Here is a 17,515-nt window from a genome sequence, read left to right on the forward strand (position 1 = left end):
TTGTTTTCTGTCAATTTTTCAAAGATAATTAATAATCAATTCAAAAAAAGAGTTGATTATGATGCACTTACTTTTATGACTACACCAGATTGTTTTGCCAATTCTGCTCGCAGTGAATTTGGAATTGTAACGCTAATTCCTCCATTCACGTTTTTATAATTCAGTTTTTGTTTGTTTGCCAAAAGCGTAACATTCAATTTTCCCTTCAAACTGTTTTTGATTATAATCTGCGAAGGAATTTCTTTTTCGGTTGCAGTAGGAAGGTAAATTCCAAAAATAGTTTTTTCACCTTTTGAAGTGTAATACAAATTGCCTTCAGAATAAGGAATTATTGGTTTTGTGGCATAAATGGCTTCTCCATTCACATCAAGCCATTTTCCAACTTCAGCCAATGTTTGTTTGATTTTTGGTTCAAATTCCCCTTTTCCGTCTGGCCCCACGCCGAGCAGTAAATTACCTCCTTTGGCAACAATCCCCGTCAATAATTGAATCACTTCTGTACCTGATTTGTATTTATCATTCGGCACCCATCCCCAGTCATTCCCTAGGGTTACACAACTTTCCCAAGGCACAGGAATAGGTTTTTCAAGTACTTTTCGTTCCGGGGTTAAGTAATCTTCGTAATCACCAGGAACCCAACGATCTACCACAATCAATCCCGGTTGTTTTTTGCGTGCGGTTTCGGCAATCAGTTTCATGTTAATGTCTAAGTTCTGACGCCCTTTTTTCCCTTCATTTTCTTTCACATTAGACAACGGACGAACCCAGCCACCATCTAGCCATAGGATATCAACTTTTCCATAATTACTAGTCAATTCATCCAACTGATTTTGAGTATATTTTACAAAACTTTGCCATCTTTCTGGATGATCCTTGATGCTGTAATTTGGATTTCTGTCTTTTGGTGGATAATACTTCCACCAAAAATCCTGAGATGTCCAGTCTGGTTTCGAGAAATAAATTCCAACCGATAATCCTTCTTTTCTAGAAGCGTCCAATACGTCTTTTAATACGTCAGCCTTTGGATTTTTGGCGTAAGGTAAATTCGGGTTGGTAATTTTGAAATCGGTAAATTTCGAATCATACATACAAAACCCATCATGATGTTTTGAAGTAAAAATTAAATATTTAACTCCAGCACTTTTGAACATCTTTGCCCATTTTTCTGAATCCAAATGAGTAGGATTCAAACTAAAACGAGCTCCGCGGTAGTCTGAAGCAAAAGAATCGTAGTCTTCATAACCGTTACGCGTCACCCAGTCTTCGGGAGCCAAACCCCACGACTCGCAAATTCCCAATTGGCTGTACAATCCCATATGAATCAAAACCCCAAATTTATAATCCTGCCATTTTACAAGATTTTCTTTTGCAGGTTTATCTTTTGGCCCAACATAAGAACCATAAGTTGTTTTCTCGTTTTCGGCCATGATGTCCCCTTGTGCATGCGATAAAGTAACAGTTACAAAACAACAGACAGCCAAAGCCAATTTTAATTTATTATTCATACGATAAAATTTATTTATAAATAGACCTATATACTAGGTAACCTCTTTTTTTTTTAGTGACGAAACAAACTCGTTTTGAAGGTACTCTTAGCTTTATTTTTGATTTTTTTTAAAATTTCCCTATTTGTAATTCATGAAAACGTTATATTTTTTAGAGAAATCAACAATAATAACTAAAACGTTTTATATTCTCTAAGATAAGATTTCAAAAAATCTCCAAAAAATAAAATTATTGTAATAAAAAGATATAAACTAACTCAAAATTATCAATAAATAGATAATTATTATCTTAACATTTTTTGACCAAAAAAATAGCAAATTCCTTGCCATTTACCTTCTTTTTTATTGTTAAAAAAAAATTAATCCAAAAAAAATGCAAAACCATAAAATCGCACACCTATGATATTGAGCTATTTTTCTTTATTTTTTAAAAGCTATTCAGACCAAAATAATAAAGATAAATAACACTTAATTATTGATAAAATTGAGTCAATTGCTAAATTGATTTAGATGTATTTTTGATACTCGAAAGAAAGTCAGGTGAATACATTATTAAAATCAAAACATTTCTGAACAAACAAAATCAACTAAGGATTGTTGTTTTTTAATAATTAAAATTTTCGAAATCAATCAAATTAAAATTTATAAAAGTATAATATAGATACGATGTCAATAAACGAAACAAAAAGTTTAGTAGTAAAAATGCATCCAAGTGACAATGCTCTTGTGGCATTGGTAGATTTGGAGAAAGGAAAAGAGGTAACTTTTGAAGGACAAAACTATATCCTTAAAGATAATGTAAAAGCAAAGCATAAATTTTACACCACCGACCTAAAAACAGGTGATGAAGTGATGATGTACGGAGTCTTGGTTGGAAAAGCTCAATATGATATTCCACAAGGGAGCCTAATGACGACCGACAATCTGAAACATGCTGCCGATCCATACGCCTATCGAAAAGTAGATTATCAATGGAAATCACCTGATGTTTCAAAATTTGAAAATCGAACTTTCATGGGGTATAAACGTAAGGATGGAAGTGTTGGAACTGCCAATTATTGGATTTTTATTCCAACTGTTTTTTGTGAAAACAGAAATCTAGATGTAATAAAAGAAGCCTTACACAACCAACTGGGATATGCAGTTTCGGGTAAATACAATCAATTTGCACATGATTTGTTGACTGCTTTTAAAAACGGAGAAGATTTAGCTTCTGCAAATATTCATTTGAACCCAAATCCGAAAAGCAATCGTGTTTTCAAAAATATTGACGGAATCAAATTCTTAAACCATCAAGGTGGCTGTGGCGGAAATCGTCAGGATTCTGAGACGTTGAGCAAATTATTGGCCTCATACGCCAATCACCCAAATGTTGTGGGTGTGACCTTGTTGAGTTTAGGATGTCAACATTTACAGATTAAGAATTTTGTTGCCGATTTAAAGGTTCAAAATCCGAATTTTGATAAACCTCTTTATGTTTTTGAGCAACAGCAAATGGTAAGCGAGGAAGAATTAATTGCTCAAGCAATCAAATCTACTTTTATCGGTTTATCTGAAGCGAATAATATAGAAAGAACACCACAGCCTTTACATTACCTAAATGTTGGTGTAAAATGTGGCGGCAGTGACGGATTTAGCGGTGTATCTGCCAATCCTGCTGTAGGCTACACCGCTGATTTAGTGGTGGCATTGGGTGGAAAAGTATTATTGGCTGAATTCCCAGAACTGTGTGGAGTCGAGCAAAATATGATCGACCGTTGCCAATCTGAGGAATCCGCGAACAAATTCATCCGCTTGATGGAGGAATACGATGAACAGGCGCACCGAGTGGGTTCTGGTTTCTTCATGAATCCTTCTCCGGGAAATATCAAGGACGGATTAATTACCGATGCGATAAAAAGCGCTGGTGCTGCAAAAAAAGGTGGAACATCACCAGTCGTTGATGTTTTGGACTACACCGAATTGGCAACAAAACCGGGATTGAATTTGGTTTGTACTCCTGGAAATGACGTAGAAGCTACAACGGGCCAGGCATCATCTGGAGCCAATTTAATTTTATTCACCACAGGTTTGGGAACTCCTACCGGAAACCCTATCTGTCCAGTTATTAAAGTGGCTACCAACACGGTTTTGGCAACCAAAATGAAAGATATTATCGATATTGATTGCGGTTCAGTAATTAGAGGTGAAAAAACAATTCCTGAAATGGGTGAAGATATTTTGGAATTTTGTATCAAAGTGGCAAGTGGTGAAATACTTCCTAAATCGGTACAACTGAACCAAGATGACTTTATTCCTTGGAAAAGAGGAGTTTCGTTATAAATTATAAAACAATTTGAAAACGAATGTTTTTCCTTTGTCATTAGCATTAAACATATTAACCCAAAACAAACACTAGAATTATGAAATTTTTTGCAAACAGAATAGCTATTATTGCTTTTTTTATGTTTGTGGCAGGTTGCCATAATGTTATTTCCCAAAAGAAGAACAGGCCTTTTTTACCAAAATATGAAACTTTGCTAACAAAAGCTCTTGAAAAATCAGGAGACAGAAAAGATTCTATTCGATATGTTTTGAATTCTGTACCAAAAAACCAATTGGAAGGAGCTTCTTTTCTTATAGCCTATATGCCGGAACGGGATTTAAAATCCCTTTCGGTAAAATTCATCAAGCATCAAATTGACGGAGCGTACAAAGTTAGAGATCAATATTCATGGTGTGCCAAATTACCTGATTCCATATTTTTTAATGAAGTCCTACCCTATTATTCATTTGACGAAAACCGCGACAATTGGAGAAATGATTTTTACATCAAATTTTCGCCATTGGTAAAAGATTGTAAAGACATTCGTCAAGCTATTGATATCGTAAACAAGAACATAAGAGACATTTTATTGGTTGATTACAATGTTAAGCGCAGTAAAACGAATATCAGTCCTTTACAGGCAATAAAAGAAAAAATGGCTACCTGTACAGGACTTTCCATATTGTTGGTTGATGCTTTTAGATCTGTTGGAATTCCGGCGAGAGCAGCTGGTACACCAATGTGGACAAATTTAAGGGGAAATCACAATTGGGTTGAAGTTTGGATAGACGGAGAATGGTTTTTTACAGAATATTATCCCGATGCTTTAAACAAAAGCTGGTTTTTGGCAGATGCTGGCAAGGCAGATGTGAATAACCCTAAGTTTTGGATTTATGCTTCTTCCTATAAACCAACCAATACTAATTTCCCATTGGTTTGGGATAAAGTTTCAAAAGATGTTCATGCCGAAAATGTCACCAAAAGATATATAACTCTTTACGAAAAACAACAAGCCGCAGAAGCATTACAACCAGATGAAGTTTATATAAATTTTACTTTGTATTCTAAAAACTCCGGAAATAACGCACAGCGTGTTGCAGAGAGAATAACTATCAAGCAACAAGACAAGGAAATTAATTTTGGTTTTTCACCCTCTCCCACAGATGATTTAAATAAATTTTTAAAATTTAGGTTAAAGAAAAACAATAAATACCAAGTTATTTTTACCGACACTAAAGGAATTGCAAAACAAACCGAAATTGCTGTAAATGACAAAGAGGAGTTATTTAAACTTTATAAGGAATAATTCAAAAAAAATATTAAAATAAAAATATCAAAAGGGTTGACTTTCTTAGTTGACCCTTTATTTTAAATACCAAAAAAAATCGATTTCGTATCTTTTAAATACTTAATAATATGAAAAAAAGAAATTCCTCAATTGTTAGTCTCAAAATCAAATTTATTTTTCTTTTGATTTCTATCATTCTATTTCCTCGCCATTCTTATTCTCAGGAAAAGGAAAAAACATGGGCAGAATTAAAACAAAACTATGAATTTCCCGCATGGTACACCGAAGCCCGTTTTGGAATCTGGCTGCACTGGGGAGCACAATCTCAGCCTGATGAGGGTGGTGGCTGGTATGCCCGTCATATGTATATGCAGGATGTAGGTTCGCAAACATTTGGGAAAAATGCTTATCCCAACCACCTTAAACAATACGGACATCCTTCAAAAGTGGGCTACAAAGAAGTTCTTCAATCTTGGAAAGCCGAAAAATTGAATACAGATGCTTTGATGAAATATTTCAAAGAAATTGGAGCTAAATATTTTATGATTTTAGCTGTTCATCACGATCATTTTGATGATTTCAATTCGACTTATCAAAAATGGAATTCGGTAAATATAGGTCCAAAAAGAGATATTGTGGGCGATTTTAGAGAATCGGCACGAAAATACAAAATGCCTTTTGCGGTGAGTTCACACGATGATCGATACTTGAATTGGTGGCTTCCCGCTTTTGGTTCGGATAGTTCTGGTCCATTAAAAGGCGTTCCTTATGATGGAAATCTTACCAAAGAAGATGGGAAAGGTTTATGGTGGGATGGTCTGGATCCAGCCGATTTATACGGACTCCCTCCAGCCAAAAGAACTCCAGAATGGATTGCCGACATGAAAAAAACATGGGTGTTGCGTCACAAAGAATTGGTAACCAAATACGATGTAGATATGATTTGGTTTGACGGTTACGGTTTCCCGTATGGAGAACCAGGTAAAGAAGTTTGTCGCACATTGTTTGAAAATAGTTTAAAGAAAAACGGAAAAATAATGGCTGTTGCTGCCGGAAAAATTTCGGAAGATGATGCAATCGTGAAAGATATTGAATGTGGAACTTCAAACGGAATCAACCTAAAACCATGGCAGGGAATCATAACAACCAGCAGTGGATGGTTTTACAAAAAAGACAGAGAAATGGTTCACAACGCTCGAACTATTATAGAAATGCTTGCCGATATAAATAGCAAAAATGGGAATTTGTTACTCAATATGGAGCTTTTGCCGGATGGAAGTATTTCTCCCGATGAAAAAGCGATTTTTGACGAAGTGGGTGCTTGGGTCAATCAAAATAGTGCGGCCATTTACGCTAGTAAACCCTGGAAAGTCTATGGAGACAACCTAAATTCGTCCTTAAAACGTGCCAGTAATATCGCCAATGCCGACTTGGATGCTCTAAAAAAACAAGCCGAATCTGAGCAGTTTAATCAAAGAACCATCAAAAGTTTACCTTATGGTAATGACGAAGTGCGATTTACTACCAAAGGCGATATTTTATATGTTTTCGTTCTGAATCCAACCGAAGGCGAAATTGCACTTCCAACATTGGGATTGAAATCAAAACAAGCACCAAAGAAAATTAAATCGATAAAAATGTTGAATGGTAAAAAAGTTACTTTCGAACAAACAGACGAAAAACTGACTTTAAAAGTTCCTGTAAATCGTCCTTCAAAATACGCTGCCGTTTTTGAAATTAAAGGTGCTTTGTAAAATAAATTATTCGAAAACAAAAAGTTATTGCAAGGATTTTGAATTTAATTAATCCTTATTTTTTTTAAAAAATAAAATAAGTTTATAACCCTTTTATTATTATATTTGTCATAATAGCATCGCTTTTTTTGTCAGATGTTTAAAAAAAAATGGAAATGAAATACTTTCCTTTTTTTTCACCCTTATTACTAAACCGATTTAGAACTTAATCTTATTTAAAAAAAATAGATTTTTATCAAATAAAAAATAACTAAAGCTGATACAAAATGAAGACAGGACTTTTACTCTCTTTATGCTTTTTGGGATCAAATTTGTTTTCACAAACAAAAGTTACCGGAAATGTGGTCGAATATTTCGGCAAGGAAAAAATTGTGACAACAGCCGAAGGAAATGTCTTGTATCATTTTGGTGAAGGTTTTTTTCTTCCAACAGATAAAAAAAACGGAACCCTTTTTAACGGACAAGACCCAGTTGCTTGGCAATATGCTGTGGGAAAGTTCACGAATCCTAATAAACAAAAAGGAGATTGGCAGGCTATAAAACAAGATTCTGTTGGGGTTTTCAGTCAAAAAGATATGAAATCGGCTTTTCTTTTTACCGAATATAATTCACCAAAAGAGCAAATTGCCATTTTGGAAACTACAGGCGGAACTCGAACTTATATAAATGGTATGCCACACGAAGGCGATCATTATGATTTTGGATACACGCTGATTCCTTTTAAATTACGCAAAGGAGTAAATGAATTTGTGTACACCAAAGGCCGTTTCGGACGTGTGAAATCAAATGTTGTTATTCCTTCAAAAAGTATACTATTTACCAAACGAGATTTGACACTTCCAGATGTAATTAATGGTGAAAAAGACGAAAAGTGGGCTGCCATACGTGTAATCAATGCTACCGAAAAAGACCTTAAAAACCTTGTTATTACTGCAAAACTATCCAGTGGAGAAACTGCAACTTATGCAACCGATGCGATTATGCCTTTGTTTGTCAGAAAAGTAAAATTCAAAGTTCCTGCCGCCAAAGCTGATTTTACGGGTGAATTAAAAATGAAACTTATCCTTTCTGACAAAAGCGGAAAAGTGATAGACGAAACCGAAATCCCAATTCAGCAACGTCCTGCAACCATTCACCACGAACGAACTTTTGTAAGCAAAGTAGATAATAGCGTGCAATATTACAGTGTAGCACCAGCACTTGGAAGCGGACCAAAAGCTTTGGTGCTTTCTGTTCACGGGGCATCAGTTGAAGCTCGCAATCAGGCACGTGCATACAAACAAAAAGATTGGGCACAAATCGTAGCGGCCACGAACCGCCGCCCTTTTGGTTTCAACTGGGAAGATTGGGGGCGAATCGATGCTTTGGAAGTCTTGGCGGAAGCCAAAAAAGTATTTAACACCATACCTTCTCAAACTTATTTGACAGGACATTCTATGGGCGGTCACGGAACCTGGTTTCTAGGAACAACCTATCCCGATAAATTTGCTGCTATTGCCCCTTGTGCCTCCTACCCTGACATTGCAACCTATGGATTTGACAAAGGCGATGAAATGAACGATCAATTTAAGGCATTTGAACCCATTAAACGTTCAGCCAATTCTGGTCGTGTGAAAAGCATTGTAAAAAACCTGAAACAAACGGGTGTTTATATTCTTCATGGCGATGCAGATTCTACTGTGCCTATTTCTCAAGTTAGGGAAATGCGCCAGATTTTGAGTACTTTCCACCCAAATTTTTGTTATTACGAATATCCAGGCGGTGAACATTGGTACGGAGACCATTCTGTGGATTGGTTCCCTATTTTTGAATTTTTCAAACGCCAATCGATTCCAAATAATAAGGATGTCAAAGAAATTGATTTTCACACCGCTACTCCTGCTGTTTCATCAACCGATTACTGGATAAAACTGCAACAACAAATTCGTCCATTTGATTTTTCAAATATTAATGCCAAAATTGTAAAACAGGAAATTAACATCAAAACAGAAAATGTTTCCATATTTGAACTGGACTTGGCTTCGTTGGAATTAAAAGGAGAAATCACAATAAACATCAACGAACAATCTCTGAAAACTACACCGGATAAAAAGGCTATTTTGGCTTTAAAAGATGGTAAATGGACTTTCATAAACGAAATCAATACTGCTGATAAATATGCCGATCGACAAGGCGGATTCAAATTTGCCTTCAATAATAATGTTGTTTTTGTTTATGCAACAGGAGGTTCAAACTCCGAAAAAGAATGGTATCAAAACAGAGCCCGCTTTGATGCTGAAACATTCTATTACAGAGGAAACGGAAGTATCGACGTGATTCCGGACAACGAATTTTCATTGGAAAAATACAAAGACCGAAATGTCGTAATCTACGGAAATGCATCAAACAACAAGGCATGGTATTTGTTACTGAAAAACGCACCGATTCAAATTGATAATCATCAAATAAAAGTGGGTGACAAAATCTTAAAAGGAGATGATTTAGCCAGTTATTTCGTGTATCCAAGAAAAGACAGTAAAACAGCCTTGGTGGGCGTTGTGGCAGGAACTTCGGAAGCGGGAATGAAAGCAACATGGGCAAACAACTATATTTCTGGAATTACAGGTTTTCCTGATGTGATGATTTTCAAGGCTGATTTGCTCTTGAACGGTTTGCCAGATATGAAAGTAAGCGGTTTCTTTGATAATAACTGGTCAACTAAAATCTTGGATTTTTTTAATTAAATAAAATTATGTTACACCACTAATTCGCTAATTGATGCTGCAAGAAAGATATTAGCGGATTACGGTGGGCATAAGAACATTTTTTGCTGATAACCATTATAAAACGACATGTTTCAAACAAGCGTAAAATCCATTGAAACAACTATTTTAGAAAGTTTATAACCTGAAAAAGGGAAAAAAAAATAAAGAGAAAATCTTGTTTAAATAAAAAACAAAAAAGATGAATAGAATCAGAAAAAACAATTGGTATGCATTACTGCTCTTAGCAGGAATAACTTTTTTAAGTACAAGTTGTTCTAGCAATACAGAAAAAATTTCGATGGAAATCAACAAAGGATGGCAATTCAGCGAAGTGACCAAAAATGATTGGCATCCGGCAACCATACCCGGTGAAGTACATACTGATTTGTTGAAAAACAAAATGATTCCGGATCCATTCTACCGCGATAACGAAAAAAAATTAGTTTGGATTGAAAAAAAAGACTGGGAATACAAAACTACTTTTAATGTCGCTCCCGAATTTTTCAAAAAGAAAAATAATCTGTTGGTTTTTGACGGATTAGACACTTACGCCACAGTATATATCAACGGAATTGAAGTATTGAAAACCAACAATATGTTCCGTCAATGGACTGCCGATGTAAAACAAAATCTGAAACCAGATAATAACGAATTGAGAATTGTTTTTCAGTCGGCTCAAAATGTAGTGGACTCACTCGCCAAAAAAGATTTGCCTTACGTGATTCCAGATAATCCAAGATGTTATGTACGTAAAGCACAATATCATTTTGGTTGGGATTGGGGACCAAAATTCACCACTTGTGGAATTTGGAAAGCGGTACGTTTGGAAGCTTTTGACGAAAAAGAAGAAGAAAAAGAATATGTAGCGCCTCATAAATACGAATTGGTTCAGGAAAAAGATACTGCCGGAGCTTCTTTTTATTTCAAAATAGATGACAAAGCCGTGTACATGAAGGGTGCAAATTACATTCCCTCAGATGCTTTTTTATCCAGAATGACAAATGCCGAATATGACAAAGTGATTGCCACAGCCAAAGATGCAAACATGAATATGCTCCGAATTTGGGGTGGCGGTATCTATGAAAGTGATTATTTCTATGATTTATGCGACAAAAATGGAATTTATGTTTGGCAAGATTTCATGTTTGCCGGAACGATGGTTCCTGGTGACAAAGACTTTTTCGACAATGTGAAAGAAGAAGTAAAATACCAAGTAAAACGTTTACGCCATCATCCGTCGATTGTGGTTTGGTGTGGAAATAACGAAATAGACGAAGCTTTCAAAAATTGGGGTTGGCAAAAACAATTCAAAATGAATAAGAAAGATTCTATCAGACTTTGGAGTGATTACAAAAGGCTCTTTCAGGACAGTATCCCAAAATGGGTAAAAGAAGTTGACCCAAGTCGCCCTTATGTAAGCAGTTCACCTCTTTTTGGCTGGGGCAAAAAAGAAAGCATCAAGCAAGGCGACAGTCACTATTGGGGAACTTGGTGGGGACTTGAGGATGTTGAAGTTACTTTGAAAAAAACGGGGCGTTTTGTTAGTGAATACGGTATGCAAGCAATGCCAAATTATTCCACCACCGAAAGAATAACTACTGAAGAGGACAGACATTTGTACTCTGATGTATTGAAAGCGCACCAAAAAGCAGGCAAAGGATTTAATAAACTGAATTCATACATTCATCGATATTTCAAAGACACTACGAATGTAAAAACCTGGTCGGTGAAAGATTACACCTATATAACGCAGTGTTTACAGTATTATTCTTTTAAAAACATCATCGGAATTCACCGATCAAAAGAGCCATACAATATGGGAACATTGTTGTGGCAGTTGAACGATTGTTGGCCAGTAGCGAGCTGGAGTATCACCGATTACTACAACCGTCAGCCAAAAGCCGCTTGGTATGCAGTAAAAGAAGCCTACAGAGATGATGTAAAACCAGTAGTAGACTTGATGAGACCAATAAACATGAAATTGGAAAATCCACAAGTTACTTTCAAAGTGGATGGCAACAATATTATTTTAAAAGCAACAAAAGCAGCAAAATTTGTTTGGATTGACATCAAAGGTTACACTGGAAGATTGAGTGATAATTATTTTGATTTGAAAGCGGGTGAAGAAAAAACTATTGCCATTCAATCACCAATATCAAAACCACAAATCACAATTACTTCGTTATTTGATGTTTTGAGTAGAAATAAATAAAAAAATTAATCTTTTCAACAAAGGCCTAACAGGTTTTAATCAATTGAAACAGAAGATATTTAAATAAATAAAATAAGAATAATGCAATCTTACAAATTTAAAATTACCATCCTTGCAATGGCAAGTTTCTTTTTGACGAATCCCGTTATTGCACAGGAAAAAACAAAAAACGAATCGAAAAGCAATTACACCCAATATGTAAATCCGTACATTGGTTCTGGTGGTCACGGACACGTTTTTTTGGGTGCCAATGTTCCTTTTGGGGCTGTTCAATTGGGGCCGTCGACTATTTTTGAAGGTTGGGATTGGTGCAGTGGTTATAATTATTCGAGTAATACTATTCTCGGGTTCACGCACACCCATTTGAGCGGAACTGGAATTGGCGATTTGAACGATATTCTTCTGTTGCCGGCAACTGGAAAAGTAGCTCTAAACAAAGCAGATAAAAAAGATCCGAATGGTTACGGTTCTACTTTCTCCCATCAAAATGAAGTCGTAAAACCTGGTTATTACAGCGTTCTTTTGGACAAATACAACGTAAAAGCAGAATTGACTACATCAGAAAGAGTTGGTTTTCATAAATACACTTTCAATTCAAAAGAAGAAGCGCACGTCTTACTTGACCTCACTGATGGTTTGGGTTGGGACAGTCCAAAACAAACAATGATTCAAAAAACAGGGAGCAAAACCATTATTGGTTATCGACACTCCAAAGGCTGGGCTGATGACCAACGTTTGTTTTTTGCAATGGAATTTTCGGAAGATATTTCAAATATTGCTTTGTATGACAGTATCGCTATAAAAAGCGGACTTCAAGGCGAGGGCAAAAAAATGAAAGCTATTTTGGATTTTAAAAACAAAAAAGGAAATGTCATCATGGTTAAAGTGGGAATTTCGCCAGTAAGTACCGAAAACGCTTTAGCCAATATCAAAGTCGAAATTCCGAATTGGGATTTCTCAAAAGCTGTTCAAAACGCAGATGCAAAATGGAACAAAGCTTTGGCCAAAATTGACATTAAAGCCAATCCTGATACTAAAACAATTTTCTACACTTCCTTATATCATACGATGTTTGCCCCATCAATTTTTAATGATGCAAATGGAGATTATAGAGGAACGGATAAAAAAGTTTATAAAAACAGTGGTTTTACCAACTACACCACCTTCTCTTTATGGGACACCTATCGTGCATTACACCCGCTTTACACAATTATCCAAGAGGATAAAATCAATGATATTGTAAAAACATTTTTGGCGATTTACCAACAACAAGGGAGATTACCCGTTTGGCATTTGATGGGAAATGAAACTGATTGTATGAACGGAAACCACTCCATTGCCGTAATTGTCGATGCTTATTTTAAAGGATATCGCAATTACGATGTGAATTTGGCTTACGAAGCCATCAAAAAGACAGCGATGCAAAACCGTGCGGGTATGGATTATGTACAAAAAATACAATACATCCCGGCAGACAGTCAGTTGGAAACCGTTGCCAATGCTTTGGAATACGCCATCGATGATTGGTGTATTGCCCGAATGGCAAAGGATTTAAACAAAATGGACGATTATGCTTATTTCACCAAAAGAGCCGAATTATACAAACAATATTTTGATAAAAATACCGGTTTCATGCGCGGAAAATTAGCAAATGGACAATGGAGAGAACCTTTCAATCCGTTGGCTTCATCCCACCGAAAAGACGATTATGTAGAAGGAAATGCTTGGCAATACACTTGGTTGGTACCTCAAGATCCTTATGGTTTGATTGATTTATTTGGCGGAGACCAAAAATTTATCGAGAAATTTGATCAACTGTTTACACTGACAGAAAAAGTAGCCGGCGAAGAAGCTTCACCAGATATCAGTGGGTTGATTGGCCAATATGCGCAAGGAAATGAACCGAGTCACCACATTCCGTATTTGTATGCTTATGTGGGACAACCTTGGAAAACAGCCAAAATAGTTCGTCAGGTTTTTGACCAATTTTATACCACCAAAATTGACGGAATTTGTGGAAACGAGGATGTTGGTCAAATGTCGGCTTGGTACGTGTTATCATCTATGGGTTTTTATGCCGTAAATCCTGCAAAAGGGATCTATGTTTTTGGAAGCCCAGCTGTTGACGAAGCTGTTATTCATTACAAAGAAAATATTTCATTCAAAATAACTGCTGTAAACAACAGTAAAACAAATATTTATATTCAAAAAGTGGAATACAACGGAAAACCCTATACAAAATCATACATTACCCATGACATGATTGTAAAAGGTGGTGAACTTAAATTATATATGGGCAGTCAGCCTTCTATGACTTTTGGTGTTGCAAAAGCTGACAGACCTTTGTAGCCTAATACTGTTAGGTTAAGAGATTTTTGATTAACGATTGTCGATTTCAGATTTGGCATGACTAAAATTATATTAATGCCTTAAAGTTTTATAAAAAATAAAATCACCGAATAACAACTAATATTATGAGAAAATTCATATTGGTTTTAGAAATATTTTTTGCTTTCGCAAATACAAATGCACAAACCAAAGCATTATCAAGTCTGAATATAATGACGTTTAATATTCGTTATGACAATCCGGGAGACGGCTTAAACAGTTGGCAGCATCGCAAAGAAAATGTCTTGAAAATGATTCGTTTCAACGAAGTGGATATTCTAGGAATGCAGGAAGTTCTTGAGCACCAACTGAAAGATTTCACTACAGGTCTTTCTGGATACGAAGCTATTGGAGTTGGTCGTGAAGATGGAAAAACAAAAGGAGAATACAGCCCAATTCTTTACAATAAAAATAAATTTACACTAATAAAATCAGGTTATTTCTGGCTGAGCCAAACTCCGGAAAAACCATCCAAAGGTTGGGATGCCGCTTGCGAACGCATTGCAACTTGGGTGCAACTGAAAGACAAAGCCAACGGGAAAAAACTTTTTGTAATAAATACTCATTTTGATCACATCGGCGAAATTGCCAGACGTGAAAGTGTGACTTTGATAAAATTAAAAATCGCTCAACTCAGCGAAGGAATGCCTCAAATAATGATGGGAGATTTGAATGCTACTCCAGACTCATCGGTGATGACTGCATTATTGACACCGGATAAATCGTTAAGTCTTTTGGATTCCAAAAAACTGGCACCAATTGTTTACGGTCCAAATTGGTCTTTTTATGATTTTGGAAAAATACCTTTCAATGACCGCCCTCTTATCGATTATATTTTGGTAACCAAAGGAATTTCAATCAAAAAATATGCTGTTTTTGCCGAAACATTAAATGAACTTTGTCTTTCTGATCATGCTCCTGTCTTCATCAATATTTCATTTTAAAATCTCCCCTCCTATCAAACAAAAAAATTCTATAATGAAAAACTGTAACTTCTTTTTGGCACTTCTTTTTTGGGGATTCATTACAAATGCTCAAAACAAAACCGATAATCCTGTAGATTATGTCAATACTCTAATGGGAACCCAATCAGTTCACAGCTTGTCAAACGGAAATACGTATCCAGCTATTGCGCGTCCTTGGGGAATGAATTTTTGGTCACCACAAACAGGCAAAATGGGTGACGGATGGATGTACACTTACACCGCCGAAAAAATACGTGGATTCAAACAAACGCATCAGCCTTCACCTTGGATCAATGATTACGGACAATTTTCGATTATGCCCGTTACAGGAAAATTAGTTTATAAAGAAGACGATAGAGCAAGCTGGTTCAGTCATAAATCGGAAATTACAAAACCACATTATTACAGTGTATATCTTGCCGATTTTGACATTACTACCGAAATGACTGCGACTGAAAGAGCGGCTCATTTTCAAATTACTTTTCCAAAAAACGATCAATCTTCAATCGTGGTTGATGCATTTGACAAAGGTTCGTACATCAAAATCATTCCTTCCGAAAATAAAATCATTGGTTACACCACAAGAAACAGTGGTGGTGTTCCTGATAATTTCAAAAATTATTTTGTTTTGGTTTTCGACAAAGCTTTTGAAACCAAATACACATGGAACGAGAATGGATTAGCAAAAGACCAACTCGAAATGAAAGCCAATCATTCCGGTGCAGTTGTAGGCTTTAAAACCAATAAGGGAGAGAAAATAAACGTTCGCGTTGCTTCGTCATTTATTAGTTTTGAACAAGCAGAACAAAACTTAAATGCCGAATTGAAAAATAGGCCTTTCGAAAATGTACTAGCCGAATCAAAAACGGTTTGGAACAAAACACTTGGAAAAGTAAAAGCTGAAGGCGGAACCGAAGAACAGATTAACACTTTTTACTCTTGTTTATATCGCACGGTTTGTTTTCCGCAAAAATTATATGAAGTCGATTCCAACGGAAAAATTGTGCACTACAGTCCGTACAACGGAAAAATTCAAGACGGTTATATGTATGGTGGAACTGGATTTTGGGACACTTTTCGGGCATTGTACCCTTTGTTGAACTTAGTTTATCCATCCATCAACAAGGAAATGCAGGAAGCCTTGATTAATGATTACAAAGAAGGCGGCTTTTTGCCAGAGTGGTCAAGTCCCGGTCTAAGGGATTGCATGGTGGGCAACAACTCGGCTTCGGTAGTTGCAGAGGCTTATTTAAAAGGTTTGAGAGGTTATGACATCAACACTTTGTACGAAGCTTTGCAGCATGGTGCAAACAACGAAGGACCAAACGCAACGGGACGTAAAGGAGTTGAATATTACAACACCTTGGGTTATGTTCCTTATGATGTAAAAATCAACGAGAATGCAGCCAGAACGTTGGAATATGCTTATGATGATTTTGCTATTTGGAAATTGGCGAAAGCCTTAAACCGTCCGGCATCTGAAATTGCGCAGTACGAAAAACGAATGATGAATTATAAAAACCTGTTCAATCCGGAATTCAATTTAATGAGCGGAAGAGACAAAGACGGCAGTTTTACTAAAAATTTCAATCCGTTTAAATGGGGCGATGCTTTTACAGAAGGCAACAGCTGGCATTACAGTTGGAGTGTTTTCCACGACATTCAGGGATTAATTAATCTGATGGGAGGCGAAAAAGCCTTTACCGCAAAATTAGACGAGGTATTTTCGCTACCACCAACATTTGACGACTCTTATTATGGTGGCGTGATTCATGAAATCCGCGAAATGCAGATTATGAATATGGGACAATATGCACACGGAAACCAACCAATACAACACATGATTTATCTGTACAATTATGCAGGACAACCTTGGAAAACGCAATATTGGTCAAGAGAAGTCATGAACCGTTTGTACAAACCAACCCCAGACGGTTATTGCGGAGACGAAGATAACGGACAAACATCGGCTTGGTATATTTTCTCTTCCATGGGCTTCTACCCTGTTTGCCCGGCTTCGGATGAATATGTTTTGGGTGCACCTTTATTCAAAAAAATAACCGTTACTTTAGAGAACGGTAAACAAATAGTCATTAATGCAGATAAAAATTCTGCCGAAAACAAATACGTTCAGGAATTGAAATGGAATCAAAAAGTCTATGACAAAAACTATATCAATCATTTCGAATTACAAAAAGGAGCCGAACTTGACTTTAATATGGTTAACATTCCAAACGAAAAACGTGGGACTTCAAAAACAAGTTATCCATATTCGTATTCAACACAGAAAAAATAAACTCACTCAAATTTCTCCAATTTTCACCAATAAAATATCTGAAGATTGGCATAATTCG

Annotated in this window: 9 protein-coding genes; 8 read left to right on the plus strand and 1 reads right to left on the minus strand. The window is 36.1% G+C overall.

Features of this window, described 5'->3' with window-relative positions; genetic code table 11:
• Window positions 1-56 precede the first annotated feature (56 nt).
• Window positions 57-1,505 carry an alpha-L-fucosidase gene (locus EM308_RS12735; protein WP_035639945.1) on the minus strand — a complete coding sequence of 483 codons (1,449 nt, stop codon included), beginning with the start codon at window positions 1,503-1,505 and terminating at the stop codon, window positions 57-59.
• Between the two features lie 666 nt (window positions 1,506-2,171).
• Here EM308_RS12735 and EM308_RS12740 point away from each other — a divergent pair.
• The 8 genes from EM308_RS12740 to EM308_RS12775 all read left to right on the plus strand — a co-directional run bounded on the left by EM308_RS12740 (window position 2,172) and on the right by EM308_RS12775 (window position 17,457).
• On the plus strand, window positions 2,172-3,827 hold the full coding sequence (locus EM308_RS12740) for a UxaA family hydrolase (protein ID WP_035639942.1): 1,656 nt from the start codon (window positions 2,172-2,174) through the stop codon (window positions 3,825-3,827).
• 80 nt (window positions 3,828-3,907) lie between these two features.
• Complete coding sequence (locus EM308_RS12745; RefSeq protein ID WP_051877876.1) at window positions 3,908-5,116, plus strand: transglutaminase-like domain-containing protein; 1,209 nt, start codon at window positions 3,908-3,910, stop codon at window positions 5,114-5,116.
• Between the two features lie 110 nt (window positions 5,117-5,226).
• Window positions 5,227-6,852, plus strand: coding sequence for an alpha-L-fucosidase (locus tag EM308_RS12750; protein ID WP_070261851.1), 1,626 nt, complete (start codon window positions 5,227-5,229; stop codon window positions 6,850-6,852).
• 266 nt (window positions 6,853-7,118) lie between these two features.
• On the plus strand, window positions 7,119-9,575 hold the full coding sequence (locus EM308_RS12755; RefSeq protein ID WP_035635284.1) for a carboxylesterase family protein: 2,457 nt from the start codon (window positions 7,119-7,121) through the stop codon (window positions 9,573-9,575).
• A gap of 220 nt (window positions 9,576-9,795) precedes the next feature.
• Window positions 9,796-11,808, plus strand: coding sequence for a beta-mannosidase (locus EM308_RS12760; protein ID WP_035635282.1), 2,013 nt, complete (start codon window positions 9,796-9,798; stop codon window positions 11,806-11,808).
• An 81-nt stretch (window positions 11,809-11,889) separates the two neighbouring features.
• Entirely contained in the window at window positions 11,890-14,157 is a 2,268-nt protein-coding gene (locus EM308_RS12765; protein ID WP_035635279.1) for a GH92 family glycosyl hydrolase, read from the plus strand.
• Window positions 14,158-14,282: 125 nt separating this feature from the next.
• A complete protein-coding gene (locus EM308_RS12770) occupies window positions 14,283-15,140 on the plus strand; it encodes an endonuclease/exonuclease/phosphatase family protein (protein ID WP_035635276.1) in 858 nt (285 codons plus the stop codon).
• A gap of 34 nt (window positions 15,141-15,174) precedes the next feature.
• Complete coding sequence (locus EM308_RS12775; protein WP_035635289.1) at window positions 15,175-17,457, plus strand: GH92 family glycosyl hydrolase; 2,283 nt, start codon at window positions 15,175-15,177, stop codon at window positions 17,455-17,457.
• Window positions 17,458-17,515: the final 58 nt, after the last annotated feature.

It is taken from the genome of Flavobacterium gilvum (assembly GCF_001761465.1).
GTDB lineage: Bacteria > Bacteroidota > Bacteroidia > Flavobacteriales > Flavobacteriaceae > Flavobacterium > Flavobacterium gilvum.

Bases quoted from the DNA above. Each gene is read 5' to 3' on its own strand.
- EM308_RS12735 (WP_035639945.1), bottom strand. From the start codon at position 1,505: ATGAATAATAAATTAAAATTGGCTTTGGCTGTCTGTTGTTTTGTAACT.
- EM308_RS12740 (WP_035639942.1), top strand. From the start codon at position 2,172: ATGTCAATAAACGAAACAAAAAGTTTAGTAGTAAAAATGCATCCAAGT.
- EM308_RS12745 (WP_051877876.1), top strand. From the start codon at position 3,908: ATGAAATTTTTTGCAAACAGAATAGCTATTATTGCTTTTTTTATGTTT.
- EM308_RS12750 (WP_070261851.1), top strand. From the start codon at position 5,227: ATGAAAAAAAGAAATTCCTCAATTGTTAGTCTCAAAATCAAATTTATT.
- EM308_RS12755 (WP_035635284.1), top strand. From the start codon at position 7,119: ATGAAGACAGGACTTTTACTCTCTTTATGCTTTTTGGGATCAAATTTG.
- EM308_RS12760 (WP_035635282.1), top strand. From the start codon at position 9,796: ATGAATAGAATCAGAAAAAACAATTGGTATGCATTACTGCTCTTAGCA.
- EM308_RS12765 (WP_035635279.1), top strand. From the start codon at position 11,890: ATGCAATCTTACAAATTTAAAATTACCATCCTTGCAATGGCAAGTTTC.
- EM308_RS12770 (WP_035635276.1), top strand. From the start codon at position 14,283: ATGAGAAAATTCATATTGGTTTTAGAAATATTTTTTGCTTTCGCAAAT.
- EM308_RS12775 (WP_035635289.1), top strand. From the start codon at position 15,175: ATGAAAAACTGTAACTTCTTTTTGGCACTTCTTTTTTGGGGATTCATT.